Raw genomic sequence first — 18,291 nt, forward strand, 5'->3', positions numbered from 1 at the left:
CGCGGCCGCCCCTGCAGCCGGACCGCGGCCTGGGGCTGCGGGAGGGCGGAGGGTTGCGCGTGCAGGCTTCGTCCGCCGCTGGTCGGCGTGGCGCCGACCAGGGTCGCCTTGGGGACTGGCACCGCTGTGCCGCGCAAAAAGAAACCCCGCCATGCGGCGGGGTTTCGAAGGACGGGCAATGGATGCTTACTTGGCCCGGCCGAAGTTCCACTTCGCTTCCAGGTAGTAGGCGCGGCCCAGCACGTCGAAGTTGCTGCTGTTGTAAGGCGCCCCGCTGGTGCCCGGATACGAGCGCACGTCCATGTTCGGCATCCGGTTGCTGAGGTTGGTCACCATCAGCGACAGCTTCAGGTCCTCGGTGACGTCGAAGTTGAGGCTGCCGTTGTAGGTGGTGTACGAGCCGATCTTGCCCGCCCCGGCATAGGCATAGCCGGCCGGAGTGAGGGTGGCGCGGTAGTTCGGGGTCGGACCGATGTAGTTGGCGTACAGCGTGGTGGTCCAGCGCCCGATGTTCCAGCCCACGGCCGCGTTGGCCTTGTACTTCGGGTCCGTGCTCCAGTACGGGTCGTTCAGCAGATCCACCACCGGGTCGGTCGGGTACTGCTGGAAGTCGTGCTTGAGGTTGCGCGTCCAGTTGCCGGACAGGTTCAGCTCGCCCCACGCGCCCAGGCCCTGGCGGTAGTTCAGCCCGAGCGACACCGCGTTCAGCGTCTCGCTGGCGATGTTGACCTTCTTCACGTCGATCGACTGCACGTTCCCGCTCGGCCCGCGGTGGATCTGGCTCAGCGCGGCCTGGCAGGTGCCGGAGTTGATGTCCAGCGCGCCCAGGCGGCAGTTGGCCTCGTCCCGCATCAGCTGGTCGACGTTCTGCAGCGCCACCTCGTCCTTGATGTTCCAGTGGTAGTAGTCGGCGCTGACCGAGAACTTGGCGGTCGGCGCCCACACCATGCCGTAGCTCCACACCGTGGCGTTGATCGGCTTCAGGTCCGGGTTGCCGGACTGCTGGCCGAAGTACTGCAGGCTGGAATAGCGCTGCGGGCACTGGTCCACGTTGCCGGCGTCGTAGCCGAGCAGGGCGCAGTTGTAGTAGTCGGTGGTGAAGCTATAGAAGCCGCTCACGCCCTGGAACTGGTCGGCCAGGGTCGGGGCCTTGAACGCGGTGCCGTACTTGCCGCGGAACAGCAGCGACTCGACCGGGCGGAACTCCAGGCCCAGACTGTAGGTCGGCTTGTCGATGGTGCGGCCGGCCGCGCGGTAGGCATCGTAGCGGGCGGAGGTGGTCACCGTCAGCGACTGCAGCAGCGGCAGGCGCAGCTCGCCGGTGAGCGCATAGCGCGAGCGCTGGCCGCCGCCGCTGACCGCGGTGGTGCCCCAGATCTGGCCGTTCAGCAGCAGCGGATCGGGGTCGTAGCGCCAGCCCTCGGTGCCGGCCTCGAGCGCGATCGCCGCGCCGGCGTCGCCGCCCTTGAGCGGGAACAGCGCGCTGTTGGTGAACTGCGCGCGCAGCAGGTTGTCGTAAGTGCTGCTACGCGAGACCGTGCGGCCCATGAAGCTGTAGAAGTCCGACGGCGACATCAGGGTGTAGAACGCCGCGTAGTTCGGGGTGAACACCGGGTAGGCGCCGTAGTAGGGGTCCAGCCCCAGCTGCGGGCCCAGCACCTTCTGCTGGAAGTAGTCGTTGATCGGATCGGCCAGGCGCGCCAGGCTGATCTCGTCCAGCTTGTAGTGGGTGCGGCTGACGCTGACGTCGTAGTCCCAGTTCGAGCCCTCGCTCAGGGTGCCGTTCACGCCGACCGTGATGGCGTACGAGGTGCTCTTGTTCTCCTCCATGGTGTTCTTCCAGCCGCCCATGTCCTCGGGCGTGAACGCGCGCTGCAGGTTCAGGAAGTCATCCAGGTTCGGGTCGTAGTAGTAGCCCCACTTCACGCTGGTGCCCCACCAGGTGTAGCTGGAGCCGATGTGGTACTTCACCTTCTCGTGGTTGAGCAGCACGTCGGCATAGGCCTGGGCGAGGTCGTTCAGCTCGTACGTGGTGTGCGTATAGAGCTGGATGCCTTCCTTCTGGTTCTTCAGCGTGCGGTAGCCCGGGGTGTAGAACGAGCCGCAGTAGTGGGTGTCGCCGAAGCCCGGGCGGGTCTGCTTGGCCTCGGTGCCGCCGAAGCCGGCCTGCACGTTGGCGCAGTTGGCAGGATCCAGGAAGTTGTAGCTGGTGAACGGGCTGTACACCAGCCAGTCGCGGCTGGCGATCGGCGCTGCGCCGTTGTAGGCGTTCTGGTTGAACTGCTTGGTCAGCTCGCGCTGGTAGGCCCACACCGGATCGCTCTTTTCGGCCTGGATGCCGACCAGGGTGTTCCAGCGGTTGTCCTTGCTGCTGAAGCTGTCGGCGTAGCTGAGGCGGCCGCTGCGGCCGCCGCCGTCGGCGTAGCCGCCCAGGCGCGCGGCGAGGACGGCACCGTCCACGTTCTTCTTGAGGATGATGTTGACCACGCCGGCGATCGCGTCGGAGCCGTACAGCGAGGACTGCCCGCCGGGCAGGATCTCGATGCGGTCGACCAGGTCCACCGGGATGCCGCTGATGTTGTTGAACACGTCGGTGCCGTTGTACAGCGCCGGGTAGTTCGCCATCGGGCGGCCGTTGATCAGGTACTTCACGTAGCTCGGCGACAGCCCGAACAGGCTGAGGGTCTCCGCGCCCTGGGTGAACGAGGCCGAGCTCTGGTTGTTCTGCACGCCGCCGGTGGCGAACGAGCTCTTCTGGAGCACTTCGGCGACCGAATTGAAGCCGCGTGCCTGGATGTCCTCGGCGCTGATCACGGTCAGCGGGGTGGCGGTCTCGATCTGGGTCTGCGGGATCAGCGAGCCGGTCACCACGACCTTGTCCAGGTCCTTGGGCTTGCTGTCGGCCTTGTTGGCGGCCTGATCCTTGCTGGTCTGGCCGGCCTGCGCCGCCTGATCCTGCGCCAGCGCGGCGGCCGGCAGCAGCAGCGCGGCGGCCAGCGCGAGGGTCAGCGGATTGCGGTGCAGTCGGCGGGCAATCGTGTGGGGCATGGGGGAATCCTTCTGTTCTTGTGAAAAGACAAGGGCCACATGCATGGCGCCCGCGCGAAACGGACACTGCATGTAGCCCCCACGGCACCGTAACAAGAACTTAACCGTGCCGCCAACCCATGCCGTTCCACATGTCGCGTGCGATGGCGCGCAATGGCATGCGTTTCAGTGCAGGTTCACCGACGTCAACGCGATTTTCATCGCATGCCAGCCTGACGGCGCGAGCTGGCGCGCGCCGGTTGCCGCGTCGCGATGCAAGCGCTGGTGCGGGTTGCGCGGGATTCGCGCGGACGCGTGTGCGGTTGGATGTGCTCGCAGTGCAGCGTGTGCTGTGGCGTTCTGACCGATATGCGACGCGCGGTGTCAAGTGCCGACGGTTGCCGCCGCCGCGTCGCGCTGCGGCCATTCAGTCGGCGTCGTCGCGCGCATGTGCGATCGCCGGCGCGCCCAGCAGCGCCTCGTCCTGCGCGCGCAGGAACGGCTCGGCCTCGCTCAGCATGAAGTAGCGGAACGCCTCCGCCGCCGGCGAGAGCACCTTGGACAGCCGGTGTACCAGGTTCCAGGTGCGCACCACCGGGGTGCCCTCGACGTCGAGGATCCGCAGCAGGCCGGTGCGCAGCTCCAGCCCGAGGGTATGCAGCGAGAGGAAGCTGATGCCCATGCCGGCGATCACCGCCTGCTTGATGATCTCGTTGCTGGGCATCTCCATCGCCAGGTGCGGCTCGATCCGGCGCGCCTCGAAGTAGTCCTCCATCACCTTGCGGGTACCGGAGCCCGGCTCGCGCGCCAGGCACGGCCAGTGCGCCAGCGCGCGCGGGGTGACCGGCTCGCCGCTGGTCGCCAGCGGGTGCCCGGCGCCGGCGATGAACACCAGCGGGTGCGCGGCGAAGGGCTCGGAGCGGGTGGCCAGCTCGCGCGGCGGGCGGCCCATGATCGCCAGGTCGATCTCGTTGGCAGCCAGCATCGCCACCAGCTGCTCGCGGTTGCCGCCGATGCGCATGCGCAGCTCGACGCCAGGATGCGCTTCGCGGAAGCGGGCCAGCAGTTGCGGCACGAAGTACTTGGCGGTGCCGACCAGGCCGATGCTGAGCAGGCCGCTGTCGGCGCCGCGGAAGCGTGCCATCGCATCCTCGGCGTCCTTGACCGTGGCCAGGATCCTGCGGACGTGGAAGGTGAGGTACTCGCCGGCGGTGGTCAGCGAGACCTGGCGTCCGCGCCGGACCAGCAGCTGCAGCCCGAGCAGGGTCTCCAACTCCTTGATCTGCATGGTGACCGCCGGCGGGGTCAGGTGCAGGGCCTCGGCCGCGCGCACGAAGCTGAGGTGGCGGGCGACCTCGGCGAAGGTACGCAGCTGGCGCAGGGTCAGGCCCTTCATTCAGAAGCCCTGAATCATAGGTTCATACGAATTGAATTTACCTTATTCGAGGCCCGCAGTAGGGTCGGCGATAGGCCCGGCATGACGCCCCTCCCGGGGCGGCGGCCGATGCGGCAGCCGGGGCAGGGGTCATCGGGGATCGCAGGGCGCGGGCGGGCCGTGCACCGGTTCCCCATCGCAGCGAGGCCAGCCATGCCGGTGTCCACCCGCCACACCCTCACTCAATACCTGATCGACCAGCGCCGCCGTTTCCCCTCGGCCAGCGGCGATCTCAACGGGCTGATCCTGGACGTGGCGATCGCCTGCAAGACGATCGCCCGCGAGGTCGCCTCCGGCGCGCTGGCGGAACTGCCGGCGGCCGGCGAGGTGAACGTGCAGGGCGAGGCGCAGAAGCCGCTGGACGTGGCCAGCAACGAGGTGTTTCTGCGCCAGACCGAGTGGTCGGGGCATCTGGCGGGGATGGCGTCGGAGGAGATGGACGCGCCCTACCAGATCCCGGCCGGCTATCCGCGCGGCAAGTACCTGCTGGTGTTCGATCCGCTGGACGGGTCCTCCAACATCGATGTGAACGTCAGCGTCGGCAGCATCTTCTCGATCCTGCGCGCGCCCGACGACGTGGTCGCCAGCGGGCGGGACGTGACCGAGGCCGATTTCCTGCAGCCCGGGCATACGCAGGTGGCGGCCGGCTATGCCATCTACGGGCCGAGCACGATGTTGGTGCTGACGGTCGGCAACGGCGTGGCCGGCTTCACCCTGGATCCGAACATCGGCGAGTTCCGGCTCACCCACCCGGACATGCGCGTCCGCCCGGATACCCAGGAGTTCGCGATCAACAGCTCCAACAGCCGCTTCTGGGAGCCACCGGTCAAGCGCTACGTGGACGAATGCCTGGCCGGCCGCAGCGGGCCGCGCGGCAAGGACTTCAACATGCGCTGGATCGCCTCGATGGTGGCCGAAGCGCACCGCATCCTGATGCGCGGGGGGGTGTTCCTGTACCCGCGCGACAACAAGGATCCATCCAAGCCGGGGCGCCTGCGCCTGCTCTACGAGGCCAACCCGATCGCGTTCCTGATGGAGCAGGCCGGCGGCCTGTGCAGCACCGGCCGTCAGCCGATGCTGGGCATCCAGCCGCGGGAGCTGCACCAGCGCATCGGGGTGGTGTTCGGCTCGCGCAACGAGGTCGAGCGCATCCAGCGCTACCACACCGATCCCGCCTCGCGCGAACTGCCCGAGCCGCTGTTCGCCGAGCGCGGCCTGTTCCGCGATTGAGCCTGCGACCGCCCGGAGCCTGACATGTCCGAACGCCATCCCATCATCGCGATCACCGGCTCCTCCGGGGCCGGCACCACCTCGGTCACCCGTACCTTCCAGGCCATTTTCCGGCGCGAGTCGATCAAGGCGGCGATCATCGAGGGCGACAGCTTCCACCGCTACGACCGCGCCGAGATGAAGGAGAAGATGGCCGAGGCCGAACGCAACGGCAACCGCCACTTCAGCCACTTCGGGCCGGAGAACAACCTGTTCGCGGAGCTGGAGGCGCTGTTCCGCACCTACGCGGAGACCGGGACCGGGCGCTGCCGCAAGTACCTGCACGACCACGAAGAGGCCAAGCCCTACGGCCAGCCGCCCGGCACCTTCACTCCGTGGGAGGACCTGCCGGCGGACACCGACCTGTTGTTCTACGAGGGCCTGCACGGCGCGGTGGTGACCCCGGAGGTCAACGTGGCGCGGCACGCCGACCTGCTGATCGGGGTGGTGCCGGTGATCAACCTGGAATGGATCCAGAAGCTGTGGCGCGACAAGAAGCAGCGCGGCTACAGCACCGAGGCGGTGACCGACACCATCCTGCGGCGGATGCCCGACTACGTGAACTACATCTGCCCGCAGTTCACCCAGACCCACGTCAACTTCCAGCGGGTGCCGTGCGTGGACACCAGCAACCCGTTCATCGCGCGCGACATCCCCACCGCAGACGAGAGCATCTGCGTGATCCGCTTCCGCAACCCGAAGGGCATCGACTTCCCCTACCTGCTCAACATGATCCACGACTCGTGGATGTCGCGCGCCAACACCATCGTGGTGCCCGGCGGCAAGATGGAGCTGGCGATGCAGCTGATCTTCACCCCGTTCATCGCGCGCATGATGGAGCGCCGCCGGCGCGCGCTGGGGGCGCTGTGAGCGCGCCGGCGACGCAGGCCGCGCCCGCCGCCGCGGAGCCGGGCCCGCGCGCACTGGCCGATGCGCTGCGCATGCTGGCGGTGGACGCGGTCGAGCGCGCGCGTTCCGGGCATCCGGGCGCGCCGATGGGCATGGCCGACATCGCCTGCGTGCTGTGGCGGCAGTTCCTGCGCCACGACCCGGCCGACCCGCGCTGGCCCGACCGCGACCGCTTCGTGCTCTCCAACGGCCACGGCTCGATGCTGCTGTACGCGCTGCTGCACCTGACCGGCTACGACCTGCCGATGGCGGAGCTGCAGGCGTTCCGGCAGCTGCACAGCCGCACTCCCGGCCACCCGGAATACGGCGTCACCCCGGGGGTGGAGACCACCACCGGCCCGCTCGGGCAGGGCCTGGCGAACGCGGTCGGGATGGCGCTGGCGGAGAAGCTGCTCGCGGCCGAGTTCAACCGCGACGGCCACGCCATCGTCGACCACCACACCTATGTGTTCGCCGGCGACGGCTGCCTGATGGAGGGCATCAGCCACGAGGTGGCCTCGCTCGCCGGCACCCTGCGCCTGTCCAAGCTGGTGGTGTTCTACGACGACAACGGCATCTCGATCGACGGCCACGTCGCCGACTGGTTCGCGGACGACACCCCGGCCCGGTTCGAAGCCCAGGGCTGGCATGTCCTGCGCGGCGTGGACGGGCACGATGCGGCCGCGGTCGAGGCCGCGCTGCGCGCGGCGCTGGCGCAGTCGCGCGCGCCGGACGGCAAGCCCAGCCTGATCTGCTGCCGCACCGTGATCGGCCAGGGCGCGCCGAACAAGGCCGGCAGCCACGACGTGCACGGCGCGCCGCTGGGCGCGCAGGAGGTCGCCGCCACGCGCGCCGCGCTCGGCTGGGACGCCCCGCCCTTCGTGGTGCCCGAGGCGATCGCGCGCGCCTGGGACGCGCGCGCGCGCGGCGCCGCGCAGTCGGCCGCGTGGCGGGCGGCATTCGCACGCTACCGCGCGGCGCATCCGGCGCTGGCCGCCGAGTTCGAGCGGCGCATGGCCGGCGACCTGCCGCCCGACTGGGCGGCGCAGGCGGAGGCGCGCATCCTGGCGATGGCGGCCGGGGCCGGTGCGGTCGCCACCCGCCGCGCCAGCCAACTCGCGCTGGACGCGCTGGCGCCGCTGCTGCCGGAGTTGTTCGGCGGCAGCGCCGACCTGACCGCCTCCAACCTGACCAACTTCAAAGGCTGCGTGAGCGCCGGACGCGACCGGCCCGGCAACCACCTGTCCTACGGCGTGCGCGAGTTCGGGATGGCGGCGATGATGAACGGCATCGCCCTGCACGGCGGCTTGCTGCCCTACGGCGGCACCTTCCTGACCTTTTCCGACTACAGCCGCAACGCCCTGCGCATGGCCGCGCTGATGCGCCTGCGGGTGGTCCACGTGTTCACCCACGACAGCATCGGCCTCGGCGAGGACGGCCCGACCCACCAGAGCGTGGAGCACGTGCCCAGCCTGCGCCTGATCCCGCAGTTCGACGTCTGGCGCCCGGCCGATGCGCTGGAGACCGGGGTCGCGTGGATGCACGCGATCGAACGCCGGGACGGGCCGAGCGCGCTGTGCCTGTCGCGCCAGGCCTTGCCGGCCCTGCCGGCGGACCCGGCGCGGCTGGCGGCGGCGCGCCGCGGCGGCTACGTGCTGGCGGACGCCGAGGATGCGCGCGCGGTGCTGCTGGCGACCGGCTCCGAGGTCGGGCTGGCGCTGCAGGCGCGCGACCTGCTCGCGGCCGACGGCATCCCGGTGCGGGTGGTGTCGATGCCCTCGACCAGCGTATTCGACCGCCAGGACCGCGCCTGGCGCGAGGCGGTGCTGCCGCGCCGGCTGCCGGTGGTGGCGATCGAGGCCGCGCACCCGGACCTGTGGCACAAGTACGTTGGCCGCGACGGCTGCGTAATCGGCCTCGACCGCTTCGGCGAGTCGGCGCCCGCGGCCGAGCTGTTCCGGCATTTCGGGTTCACCCCGGAGCGGGTGCGCGATGCGGTGCGCGCGCTGCTCGGGCTGGCGGAAGCGGAGGCGGAGGCATGAACTGCGGCTTCGATCTCATCCTGTTCGACCTCGACGGCACCCTGGTGGACAGCGCGCCGGAGATCGCCGACGCGGTCAACGACACCCTGCAGGAGCTGGGCCTGCCGGCGCAGCCGCCGGCGCAGGTGCAGGCCTGGATCGGGCATGGCACTGGGGTGCTGCTGCTGCGCGCGCTGGCGGCCGGCTGGGGCCTGCCGCTGGAGGCGGTGCGCGCGGACCCGCGCCTGCCGGCGGTCGCGGCGCGTTTCCAGCACCACTACGCCGCCCGCTGCGGCAGCCGCAGCCGGGTCTATCCCGGCGCGCGCGAGCTGCTGCAGGCGCTGCGCGCGGACGGCGTGCGGCTGGCGGTGCTGACCAACAAGGAAGGGCGTTACACCCATGCGCTGCTGGCCGCGCACGGGCTGCGCCCGCTGCTGGACCTGGTGGTCAGCGGCGACACCCTGCCGGTGCGCAAGCCGGACCCGGCGGTGGCGCGGCACTGCCTGGACTGGTTCAGCGTCAGCCCGTACCGCGCGCTGCTGGTCGGCGATTCGGCGATCGACGCGGCCACCGCGCGCAACGCCGGGATCGCCTGCTGGCTGCTGCCGCACGGCTACAACGGCGGGGTGCCGGTCGCGGACGCGCGGCCGGACGCGGTGGTCGCGGACTTTCCCGCACTGCAGGCGCGCCTGCTGCCGGAGGTGGCGCTGCACGCATGAGCCGGCTGCGGGCGCTGCTGTGGGATGTCGATGGCACCCTCGCGGAGACCGAGGCGGAGGGTCACCGGGTCGCGTTCAACGCCGCCTTCGCCGCGCATGGGCTGCCCTGGCATTGGGACGACGCGCGCTACGGCCGGCTGCTCGCGGTCACCGGCGGGCGCGAGCGCCTGCTGCACGACATGCAGGCGCGCGCGGACGCGCCGGCCGACCCGGCGGCGCGCGCGGCGCTGGCGGCGCAGCTGCATGCGACCAAGAACCGCCTATACGCCGAGCGCGTGCGCGCGCCCGGCATCCCGCTGCGGCCCGGGGTCGCGGCGCTGATCGCCGCCGCTGCCGCGCGCGGCTGGCGCCAGGCGATCGCGACCACCACCAGCCGCGCCAATCTGGATACGCTGCTGCGCGCGCATTTCGGTGCCGACTGGGCGCGGCGCTTCGACGCAGTGGTGTGCGGCGAGGACGTGGCGCGCAAGAAGCCCGACCCGGAGGTGTACCGGATCGCGCTGGCGCGCCTGCGGTTGCCCGCGGACGCGGCGCTGGCGATCGAGGACGCCCCGCCGGGCGTCGCCGCCGCGCGCGCGGCCGGGATCGCGGTGGTCGTCACCCGCAGCCGCTATTTCGCCGACGCGCCGGTGCCCGGTGCCTGCGCGGTCGGTCCCGGCCTGCACACCCGCGCCGGCTGGACACCGCCAGCCGCCGGCGGCCGCGAGGGCGCGGTCGACCTGGACGATCTTGCGGCCTGGCATGCCGCCGCCTCCCTTCCCGAACCTGCCACCGCCACCCACGGAGCCCCGCCATGGCCCTGATCTCCCTGCGTCAGCTGCTGGACCACGCCGCCGAGCACGACTACGGCGTACCCGCCTTCAACATCAACAACATGGAGCAGATCCACGCGATCATGCAGGCCGCCGCCGAGGTGGACGCGCCGGTGATCCTGCAGGCCTCCGCCGGCGCCCGCAAATACGCCGGCGAGCCGTTCCTGCGGCACATGGTGCTGGCCGCGGTCGAGGCGTACCCGGACATCCCGATCGTGCTGCACCAGGACCACGGCACCTCGCCGGCGGTGTGCCAGGCCTCGATCCGTTCCGGCTTCACCAGCGTGATGATGGACGGCTCGCTGCTGGAGGACGGCAAGACCCCGTCCAGCTATGCCTACAACATCGACGTCACCCGCCGCGCGGTGGAGATGGCGCACGCGGTCGGGGTCTCGGTCGAGGGCGAACTGGGTTGCCTGGGCTCGCTCGAGACCGGCCAGGCCGGCGAGGAGGACGGCATCGGCGCGGAGGGCACGCTCAGCCACGACATGCTGCTGACCGATCCGGACGAGGCGCGCGACTTCGTCGCCCAGACCGGGGTGGACGCGCTGGCGATCGCGATCGGCACCAGCCACGGCGCCTACAAGTTCACCCGCCAGCCGACCGGCGACATCCTCGCCATCGACCGCATCGCCGCGATCCATGCCGCGATCCCGAACACCCACCTGGTGATGCACGGCAGTTCCAGCGTGCCGCAGGAATGGCTGGCGGTGATCCGCCAGTACGGCGGCGACATCAAGGAGACCTACGGGGTGCCGGTCGAGGAGATCGTGCGCGGCATCCAGAGCGGCGTGCGCAAGGTCAACATCGACACCGACATCCGCCTGGCGATGACCGGGGCGATGCGCAAGGTGTTCGCCGAGCAGCCGTCGGAGTTCGACCCGCGCAAGGCGCTGGCGGCCGCCACCCGCGCCGCGCAGGGCATCTGCCGGGCGCGCTTCGAGGCGTTCGGCTGCGCCGGCCAGGCCAGCCGGATCAAGCCGGTGCCGCTGGAGAAGATGGCCGCCCGCTACCGCGCCTGAACCGCGCAGGCCGGGCCGGGCTTGCCGCCGGCGCGCGCCGGCGGCAGGATGCACGCCCCGCCCACCACGTCCGGGCCGCGCCTGCGCCGGCCCGCGTCCGAGAAAGCCCCGTGCCCCGCCTGCCAGCCCACGCCGTGCAGGGCGAGCTCAAGCCGCTCGCCAACGTCCGCAACCTGATCGCCGTCGGCTCCGGCAAGGGCGGGGTGGGCAAGTCCACCACCGCGGTCAACCTCGCGCTGGCGCTGGCCGCCGAGGGGCTGGCGGTGGGCGTGCTGGATGCCGATATCTACGGCCCCAGCGTGCCGACCATGCTCGGCCTGGCCGCGCGCCCGGAGAGCCCGGACGGCAAGGCGATCCTGCCGCTCACCGCGCACGGGATCGAGGCGATGTCGATCGGGCTGCTGGTGGACGCCGACACCCCGACCATCTGGCGCGGGCCGATGGCGACCTCGGCCCTGACCCAGCTGCTGCACGACACCCGCTGGGGCGACCTCGACCTGCTGCTGGTGGACCTGCCGCCCGGCACCGGCGACATCCAGCTGACCCTGGCGCAGAAGATCCCGGTCGCCGGCGCGCTGGTGGTGACCACCCCGCAGGACGTGGCCACCCTGGACGCCGGCAAGGCGCTGGCGATGTTCCAGCGCCTCGGGATCGCGGTGCTCGGCCTGGTCGAGAACATGGCGGTGCACGTTTGCAGCCGCTGCGGGCACGCCGAGCACGTGTTCGGAGAGGGCGGCGCGGCGCGCCTGGGCGAGCGCTACCAGGTGCCGGTGCTGGGCGCGCTGCCGCTGGAGCCGGCGATCCGCGTGCAGGCCGACGCCGGCACCCCGATCGTGGCCGCGCGCCCGCAGGACCCGGCGGCGCAGGCCTACCGCGCCATCGCGCGCGCCCTGCTGGAGCGGCTGGCGCAGCGGCCGAAGGTGCGCGGCGGGATCATGGCCGCGCTGCTGGGCGACTGAGGCCGGCGCGGCGTGCGGGCGCCGGCTAGAATCGCGCCACCCGCCCGCGCGCCCTCGAGGACCCGTCTGCGCATGAGCATCAAGAGCGACCGCTGGATCCGCCGCATGGCCGAGCAGCACGGCATGATCGCGCCGTTCGAACCCGGCCAGGTCAAGACCGCCGGCGACGGCCAGCGCATCGTCAGCCACGGCACCTCCAGCTACGGCTACGACGTGCGCTGCGCGCGCGAGTTCAAGGTGTTCACCAACATCAACTCGACCATCGTCGATCCCAAGCACTTCGACCCCAAGAGCTTCGTGGACGTCGAGGACGACGTGTGCATCATCCCGCCCAACTCGTTCGCGCTGGCGCGCACGGTGGAGTACTTCCGCATCCCGCGCGACGTGCTGGTGATCTGCCTGGGCAAGAGCACCTACGCGCGCTGCGGGATCATCGTCAACGTGACCCCGCTGGAGCCGGAGTGGGAGGGCCACGTGACCCTGGAGTTCAGCAACACCACGCCGCTGCCGGCGCGCATCTACGCCAACGAGGGCGTGGCGCAGATGCTGTTCCTGCAGGCCGACCCGGACGACGTGTGCGAGACTTCCTACCGCGACCGCGGCGGCAAGTACCAGGGCCAGACCGGGGTGACCTTGCCGCGCGCGTGAGCCGCGCGGGGTGCGCGCTCAGGCGAGCGCGGCGCGCAGCGCGGCGACCCGCGCCACCAGTGCCTCCGGGGCATAGGGACGGGCGTGCGCGGCGCCCCACACCGGGCGCGGCCAGGCGATGTCGTCGCGGAAGCGCGCGATCACGTGCACGTGCAGCTGCGGCACCAGGTTGCCGAGCGCGGCCACGTTCAGCTTGTCCGGCGCGAACACCGCCTTGAGCGCGCGCGCGGCGCGGTCGATCTCGTCGCTGAGCGCGTGCCGCTGCGCCGGGGGAAGGTCGAGCAGTTCGACCGCGCCGGCGACTTTGGGCACCAGCACCAGCCAGGGGTGGTTGGCGTCGTCCATCAGCCGCACCTCGCACAGCGGCCAGTCGGCGACCGGCACGCTGTCCTCGGCCAGTTGCGGGTGCAGGGCGTAGGCGGTCGGGCGTTCGCGCGCGGACATGGGCGGCACCTCCCTCATCCGGCAGGACGCAGGACCCGGCGCAGGAAGGCCAGGCTGCGCTCGCGCGCCAGCGCCGCGCTGCCCGGCTCGAAGTCGGCGCGGCGGTCGCAGTTGAAGCCGTGCCCGGCCGGGTACACGTACAGCTCCGCCTGCGGCTGCAGGCGGCGGTGTTCGGCCACCACCTCCGGGGGGATGCTGGCGTCGTGCTCGCCGAAGTGGAACTGCAGCGGCGCGGGCGCCGTCTCGTGCAGGAACGGCGCGGTGCGCGCGCCGTAGTAGCTGATCGCGGGCAGGCCGAGGCGGGTGTCGGCCAGGAACGCGACCGTGCCGCCCCAGCAGTAGCCGATCACCGCGACGTCGCCGGCATCCTCCAGTAGGCGGGCGGCAGCGGCCACGTCCTCCAGCGCGCGCGGCAGGCCGAGGCGGTCGACCAGCGCGCGCCCACGGGCGATCCCGCCGGCGTCGTAGTCCAGCTCCACGCCGTGCTCGAAATGGTCGAAGAACGCGGGCGCCAGCACCGCGTAGCCGTGCTCGGCGTAGCCGGCGCAGACCGCGCGGATGTGCGCGTTCACGCCGAAGATTTCCTGCACCACCACCAGCCCGCCGCGCGCCGGCACGTGCGGCAGCTCCTGCCAGGCGCGGATCGGGCCGGACGGGGTGGCGAGCGGGATCCACTGGCCCATGCTGTCCTCCGGAATGGCACGGCATGCAGGATACGCCGCCCCGCGGGCGGCGGTGCTGCCGCGCGTCCCGCGCGGCAGGCGGGGGTCCGCCCGGTGCTGCGGTCAGGCGCGCTCGAGGTACCAGCGCCAGTCCTGCGCGCCGACTTCGCCCTGCCACTGCGCCAGCTCGTGGCGCTTGATCGCGGCCAGGGTGCGCTGGGCCAGCTCGCCGAAGCTGGCCGCGACGTGCGCGGAGGCGGCGAAGGCGTCGATCGCGCTCGTCCAATCCGCGCGCAGTACCGGCGCCGCGGCGGCATAGCCGTTGCCGTGCACGGCCGGCGGCGGCGCCAGGCCCGCGCGGATGCCATGGTGCATCCCGGCCAGCAGCGCCGCGGCGGCGAGGTAGGGGTTGGCGTCGGCGCCGCACAGGCGGTGCTCGAGGTGGCGGCTGGATGCCGGCCCGGCCGGCACGCGCACCGCCACGGTGCGGTTGTTCACGCCCCAGGTGAGCTTGAGCGGGGCGTAGCTCTCGGCGCGGAAGCGGCGGTAGCTGTTGGCATGCGGGCAGAACACCAGCAGGAAGTCGGCGGCGGTCGCCAGCAGCCCGGCGACGGCCTGCTGCAGCAGCGGGCTGCCATGCGGATCGTCGGCCGCGAACAGGTTGCCGCCGCCGGCGTCGGCCAGGCTGGCATGCAGGTGCAGGCCGCTACCGGCCTGCTGCGCGAACGGCTTGGCCATGAAGCAGGCGCGCAGGCCGTGGTGGCGCGCCAGGTCCTTGACCAGGCGTTTGTAGCGCACCGCCTCGTCCATCGCCTGCAGGGCGTCGGCGCGGTGCTCGAGGGTGATCTCGAACTGGCCCGGCGCGTACTCGGAGATCGCGGTGCGCGCCGGCAGGCCGTGCGCCTCGCAGGCGGCGTACAGCGAGGACAGGAATTCGCCGACGCCGGCCAGCTCGTCGAGGTCGTACACCGCCGGGGCGTCCGGGCGGCGGCCGTCGGCCAGGCGCAGCGGCTGCGGGGCACCGTCCGCGCCCGGCTGCGCGTCCAGCAGGTAGAACTCGAACTCGGCGGCCAGCACCGGCTGCAGGCCGTCCGCCTGCAACTGGCGTTGCACCCGCGCCAGCACGTTGCGCGGGTCGGCGGCGGCGGCCGGGCCGCCGCGCTCCGGGTCCAGCGCCAGTTGCAGCCAGGCGCGCGCCTCGCGCCGCCAGGGCAGGGCGTGCAGGCTGCCGGCCAGCGGGAAGGCGAGGCCGTCGGCATCGCCGACGTCCCAGACCAGGCCGGACCCGGGCACGTCCTCGCCGTGCACCGACAGGCTCATCAGCGAGGCGGGCAGCGCGCGCCCGTGGCGGCAGCAGGCCAGCACTTCCTCGCGGTGCAGCCACTTGCCGCGCGGCACGCCGTTGGGATCGACCACCCAGGCTTCGATCAGATGCAGTTCGGGGTGCGCGGCGAGGAAGCGTTCGACCGCGGCGGCGGGATCGGCGTTCATCTGCGGACGGGCTCCAGCAGGCCGAGCACCGCGTCCAGCGCGGCGAGGAAGCGCGCGACGTCCGCCTCGCCGGTGGCCGGGCTGGCCAGTAGCATGTGGTGGAACGGGGTGACCACCACCCCGCGGTTGACTAGCGCCAGGTGGATGCAGGCCTGCAGGGCATCGTCGAAGGCCTGCTCGGCCTCGGCGCCGGTGCGCGGCGGGGTCGGACGGAACTGGATCTCCAGGCGCGCGCCGATCCGGGTCACGCACCAGGGGCGGCGGTGGCGGGCCAGCAGCGCCTCGATCCCGGCGTGCAGCGCACCGGCGGCGGCGAACATGCGCGCATAGGTCGCTTCGGTGTGCAGTTCGGCGAGCGCGGCCTCGAGGCAGGCGATCGCCACCGGGTTGCCGGACAGGGTGGTGCCCATCCCGCTGTGGCCGTGCCCGCCGGCACCGCCCGGCGGCGGCTGCCAGGCCTCGGCGCGGCGCGCCAGCGGCGCGCGCATGCCGAGCACCCCGCACGGGAAGCCGCCGGCCACCGCCTTGCCCAGGGTGAGCAAGTCCGGCTCCAGCCCCCAGGCCTGGGTCGCGCCGCCCGGCCCGCTGGAGAGCGTGTGCGTCTCGTCCAGGATCAGCAGGCTGCCGTGGCGGCGGGTCAGCGCGCGCAAGGCCTCGTGGAAGCCGGGCTGCGGCGGCACCATGCCGATGTTGGTCAGCGCAGGCTCGGTCAGCACCGCGGCCACGTCGCCGGGGGCGAGCGCGCGCTCGAGCGCGTCCACGTCGTTGAACGGCACCACCCGGGTGTGCGGCGCCGGGTGCGCGACCTGGCCGACCAGCCCGGCGCGCGGCAGGGTGCGGCCATCCGCGCCCATCCGCACCAGGGTGTCCTCCACGCTGCCGTGGTAGCAGCCGTCGAACACCAGCAGCACCGGGCGCCGGGTCAGCGCGCGCGCCCAGCGGATGGCATGCCGGTTGGCGTCGCTGGCGGTCGCGGTCAGCTGCCAGGCCTCCAGCCCGAAGCGCGCCGCCAGCGCCGCGCCGACCGCGGCCGAGCGCATGTCCGGCAGCATCGTGGTCAGGCCATGGCCGGCCTGCGCGATCAGCGCATCGGTGATCGCCGGCGGCGAATGCCCGAACATCGCGCCGGTGTCGCCGAGGCAGAAGTCGGCCAGCTGGTGGTCGTCGGCGTCGTGCAGGGTGCAGCCCTCGGCGGCGCGGATCGCCAGCGGGAACGGCAGCGGCCAGTCGCGCATCCAGTGCATCGGCACCCCGTGCAGGAAATGCGGGGCGGCGCGTTCGGCCAGCGCGGCGGAGGCGGGATTGCTGGCGCGGTAGCGCTCGGTTTCGGCGGCGTGCAGGGCGGACAGCGGGGCGGAGGCGGCCATCAGCGCAGGGTCGGCATGCTGAACTCGGCGCGTCCTGCGCTCGGGGCGGGGCCGGCCTCCGGCCAGCGCGCGGTGAGGGTCTTCATCCGGGTCCAGAAGCGCACCCCGTCCGGGCCGTGCATGTGCAGCGGACCGAACAGCGAGCGCTTCCAGCCGCCGAAGCAGTGGAACGCCATCGGCACCGGGATCGGGACATTGATGCCGACCATCCCGGCCTGCACCGCGCGCGCGAACCGGCGCGCGGCGCCGCCGTCGCGGGTGAAGATCGCGGTGCCGTTGCCGTAGTCGTGCGCGGCGATCAGGGCCAGCGCGGCGTCGAGGTCGGGCACGCGCACGATCCCCAGCACCGGGCCGAAGATCTCCTCGCGCCAGATCCGCATGTGCGGCTGCACGTGGTCGAACAGGCAGCCGCCGAGGAAGAAGCCGTCCGCATGCCCGGGCACCTGCACTGCGCGTCCGTCCACCCGCAGGGTCGCGCCCTCGGCCAGCCCGGCCTCGACGTAGGCCAGCACCCGCGCGCGGTGCTCGGCGGTGATCAACGGTCCCATCTCGGTGCCTTCGGCATCGCCGGGGCCGACCCGCAGCGCGGCCACCCGCGGCGCCAGCGCCTGCGCCAGCGCATCGGCGGTCGCCTCGCCCACGCACACCGCGATCGAAATCGCCATGCAGCGCTCGCCGGCGGAGCCGTAGCCGGCGCCGAGCAGGGCGTCCGCGGCTTGGCCGATGTCGGCGTCCGGCATCACCACCAAATGGTTCTTGGCGCCGCCGAGCGCCTGCACGCGCTTGCCGCGCGCGCTGGCCGCGGCGTACAGCTGCGCGGCCACCGGGGTGGAGCCGACGAAGCTGAGCGCCGGCACGTCCGGATGCGCGATGAGCGCCTCGACCGCGGCGCGGTCGCCGTGCACCACGTTGAACACGCCCGCGGGCAGCCCGGCCTCGGCCAGCAGCTCGGCCAGCCGCAGCGACGGCCCGGGGTCGCGCTCGGAGGGCTTGAGCACGAAGGTGTTCCCGCACGCCAGCGCGATCGGGAACATCCACAGCGGCACCATCACCGGGAAATTGAACGGGGTGATGCCGGCGACCACGCCGAGCGGCGCCAGCTCGCTCCAGCTGTCCACCCCGCGCCCGACTTCGGTCGAATGCTCGCCCTTGAGCAGGTGCGGGATGCCGCAGGCGAACTCGACCACCTCCATGCCGCGGGTGAGCTCGCCGCGCGCATCCGCCAGGGTCTTGCCGTGCTCGCGGGTGATCGCCGCGGCCAGCGCGTCGGCGTCGCGCTCGAGCAGCGCGCGGAAGCGGAACAGCACGCGCGCGCGCTGCAGCGGCGGGGTCGCCGCCCAGCCCGGGAACGCGGCGCGCGCGGCGGCGACCGCGGCCTCCACCTGCGCCGCATCCGCCAGCGGGACCTGCGCGACCACCTGCCCGCGCGCCGGGTCGTAGACGTCGGCGCGGCGTTCGCCCGCGCGCGCCGGCTGCGCGGCGCCGGCGATCCAATGCGGGTGGTAGGCGGGCGCGGACACGGCGGCG

At 72.3% G+C, this 18,291-nt stretch carries 15 protein-coding genes; 8 read left to right on the forward strand and 7 right to left on the reverse strand.

The features are described 5' to 3' along the window. Window positions 1–186: 186 nt before the first annotated feature. Together ML340_RS08655 and ML340_RS08660 are read right to left on the reverse strand one after the other, a co-directional pair. Complete coding sequence (locus ML340_RS08655; protein ID WP_240098745.1) at window positions 187–3,048, reverse strand: TonB-dependent receptor plug domain-containing protein; 2,862 nt, start codon at window positions 3,046–3,048, stop codon at window positions 187–189. A gap of 406 nt (window positions 3,049–3,454) precedes the next feature. Beyond that, window positions 3,455–4,423, reverse strand: a complete 969-nt coding sequence (locus ML340_RS08660) for a LysR family transcriptional regulator (protein ID WP_240098747.1) — start codon at window positions 4,421–4,423, stop codon at window positions 3,455–3,457. 192 nt (window positions 4,424–4,615) lie between these two features. On the opposite strand from ML340_RS08660, the gene ML340_RS08665 reads away from it, so the two are divergent. The 8 genes from ML340_RS08665 to dcd all read left to right on the forward strand — a co-directional run bounded on the left by ML340_RS08665 (window position 4,616) and on the right by dcd (window position 12,800). Further along, window positions 4,616–5,692, forward strand: coding sequence for a class 1 fructose-bisphosphatase (locus tag ML340_RS08665; RefSeq protein WP_240098749.1), 1,077 nt, complete (start codon window positions 4,616–4,618; stop codon window positions 5,690–5,692). A gap of 24 nt (window positions 5,693–5,716) precedes the next feature. After that, the gene (locus ML340_RS08670; protein ID WP_240098751.1) at window positions 5,717–6,601 is read left to right on the forward strand and encodes a phosphoribulokinase; all 885 of its coding nucleotides are present in this window, start codon (window positions 5,717–5,719) and stop codon (window positions 6,599–6,601) included. Continuing rightward, entirely contained in the window at window positions 6,598–8,661 is a 2,064-nt protein-coding gene (tkt, locus tag ML340_RS08675) for a transketolase (protein WP_338064424.1), read from the forward strand. The genes ML340_RS08670 and tkt overlap by 4 nt, the downstream gene beginning before the upstream one ends. Then, entirely contained in the window at window positions 8,658–9,359 is a 702-nt protein-coding gene (gph, locus tag ML340_RS08680; RefSeq protein ID WP_240098753.1) for a phosphoglycolate phosphatase, read from the forward strand. Before tkt ends, gph begins: the two co-directional genes overlap by 4 nt. Then, window positions 9,356–10,162: an HAD-IA family hydrolase gene (locus ML340_RS08685; protein WP_240098755.1), complete on the forward strand. Its 807-nt coding sequence runs from the start codon at window positions 9,356–9,358 to the stop codon at window positions 10,160–10,162. Before gph ends, ML340_RS08685 begins: the two co-directional genes overlap by 4 nt. Continuing rightward, window positions 10,153–11,193, forward strand: coding sequence for a class II fructose-bisphosphate aldolase (gene fba, locus ML340_RS08690; protein ID WP_240098758.1), 1,041 nt, complete (start codon window positions 10,153–10,155; stop codon window positions 11,191–11,193). Before ML340_RS08685 ends, fba begins: the two co-directional genes overlap by 10 nt. Before the next feature lie 110 nt (window positions 11,194–11,303). Continuing rightward, window positions 11,304–12,152 (forward strand): iron-sulfur cluster carrier protein ApbC, encoded by an 849-nt coding sequence (apbC, locus tag ML340_RS08695; RefSeq protein WP_240098760.1) that lies wholly within the window; start codon window positions 11,304–11,306, stop codon window positions 12,150–12,152. A gap of 72 nt (window positions 12,153–12,224) precedes the next feature. Then, window positions 12,225–12,800 (forward strand): dCTP deaminase, encoded by a 576-nt coding sequence (gene dcd / locus ML340_RS08700; protein ID WP_240098762.1) that lies wholly within the window; start codon window positions 12,225–12,227, stop codon window positions 12,798–12,800. An 18-nt stretch (window positions 12,801–12,818) separates the two neighbouring features. Here the strand turns inward: dcd and ML340_RS08705 are convergent, their stop codons facing one another. The 5 genes from ML340_RS08705 to ML340_RS08725 form a co-directional block, all read right to left on the reverse strand. After that, complete coding sequence (locus ML340_RS08705) at window positions 12,819–13,244, reverse strand: HIT domain-containing protein (protein WP_240098764.1); 426 nt, start codon at window positions 13,242–13,244, stop codon at window positions 12,819–12,821. Window positions 13,245–13,258: 14 nt separating this feature from the next. Beyond that, window positions 13,259–13,927: a dienelactone hydrolase family protein gene (locus ML340_RS08710; RefSeq protein ID WP_240098766.1), complete on the reverse strand. Its 669-nt coding sequence runs from the start codon at window positions 13,925–13,927 to the stop codon at window positions 13,259–13,261. Between the two features lie 102 nt (window positions 13,928–14,029). After that, the gene (locus ML340_RS08715; protein ID WP_240098768.1) at window positions 14,030–15,397 is read right to left on the reverse strand and encodes a glutamine synthetase family protein; all 1,368 of its coding nucleotides are present in this window, start codon (window positions 15,395–15,397) and stop codon (window positions 14,030–14,032) included. Continuing rightward, window positions 15,394–16,764 carry a transaminase gene (locus ML340_RS08720; RefSeq protein WP_240098770.1) on the reverse strand — a complete coding sequence of 457 codons (1,371 nt, stop codon included), beginning with the start codon at window positions 16,762–16,764 and terminating at the stop codon, window positions 15,394–15,396. The genes ML340_RS08715 and ML340_RS08720 overlap by 4 nt, the downstream gene beginning before the upstream one ends. Beyond that, the gene (locus ML340_RS08725; RefSeq protein WP_425608305.1) at window positions 16,764–18,284 is read right to left on the reverse strand and encodes a CoA-acylating methylmalonate-semialdehyde dehydrogenase; all 1,521 of its coding nucleotides are present in this window, start codon (window positions 18,282–18,284) and stop codon (window positions 16,764–16,766) included. The genes ML340_RS08720 and ML340_RS08725 overlap by 1 nt, the downstream gene beginning before the upstream one ends. Between the last annotated feature and the right edge of the window lie 7 nt (window positions 18,285–18,291).

Origin of the sequence: Thermomonas flagellata (assembly GCF_022419185.1) — a bacterium.
Classification (GTDB): domain Bacteria; phylum Pseudomonadota; class Gammaproteobacteria; order Xanthomonadales; family Xanthomonadaceae; genus Thermomonas; species Thermomonas flagellata.

Coding starts and splice junctions, on each gene's coding strand:
- ML340_RS08660 (WP_240098747.1), bottom strand. CDS start 4,423: ATGAAGGGCCTGACCCTGCGCCAGCTGCGTACCTTCGCCGAGGTCGCC.
- ML340_RS08670 (WP_240098751.1), top strand. CDS start 5,717: ATGTCCGAACGCCATCCCATCATCGCGATCACCGGCTCCTCCGGGGCC.
- gph (WP_240098753.1), top strand. CDS start 8,658: ATGAACTGCGGCTTCGATCTCATCCTGTTCGACCTCGACGGCACCCTG.
- ML340_RS08655 (WP_240098745.1), bottom strand. CDS start 3,048: ATGCCCCACACGATTGCCCGCCGACTGCACCGCAATCCGCTGACCCTC.
- ML340_RS08665 (WP_240098749.1), top strand. CDS start 4,616: ATGCCGGTGTCCACCCGCCACACCCTCACTCAATACCTGATCGACCAG.
- ML340_RS08715 (WP_240098768.1), bottom strand. CDS start 15,397: ATGAACGCCGATCCCGCCGCCGCGGTCGAACGCTTCCTCGCCGCGCAC.
- ML340_RS08720 (WP_240098770.1), bottom strand. CDS start 16,764: ATGGCCGCCTCCGCCCCGCTGTCCGCCCTGCACGCCGCCGAAACCGAG.
- fba (WP_240098758.1), top strand. CDS start 10,153: ATGGCCCTGATCTCCCTGCGTCAGCTGCTGGACCACGCCGCCGAGCAC.
- dcd (WP_240098762.1), top strand. CDS start 12,225: ATGAGCATCAAGAGCGACCGCTGGATCCGCCGCATGGCCGAGCAGCAC.
- ML340_RS08685 (WP_240098755.1), top strand. CDS start 9,356: ATGAGCCGGCTGCGGGCGCTGCTGTGGGATGTCGATGGCACCCTCGCG.
- ML340_RS08710 (WP_240098766.1), bottom strand. CDS start 13,927: ATGGGCCAGTGGATCCCGCTCGCCACCCCGTCCGGCCCGATCCGCGCC.
- ML340_RS08705 (WP_240098764.1), bottom strand. CDS start 13,244: ATGTCCGCGCGCGAACGCCCGACCGCCTACGCCCTGCACCCGCAACTG.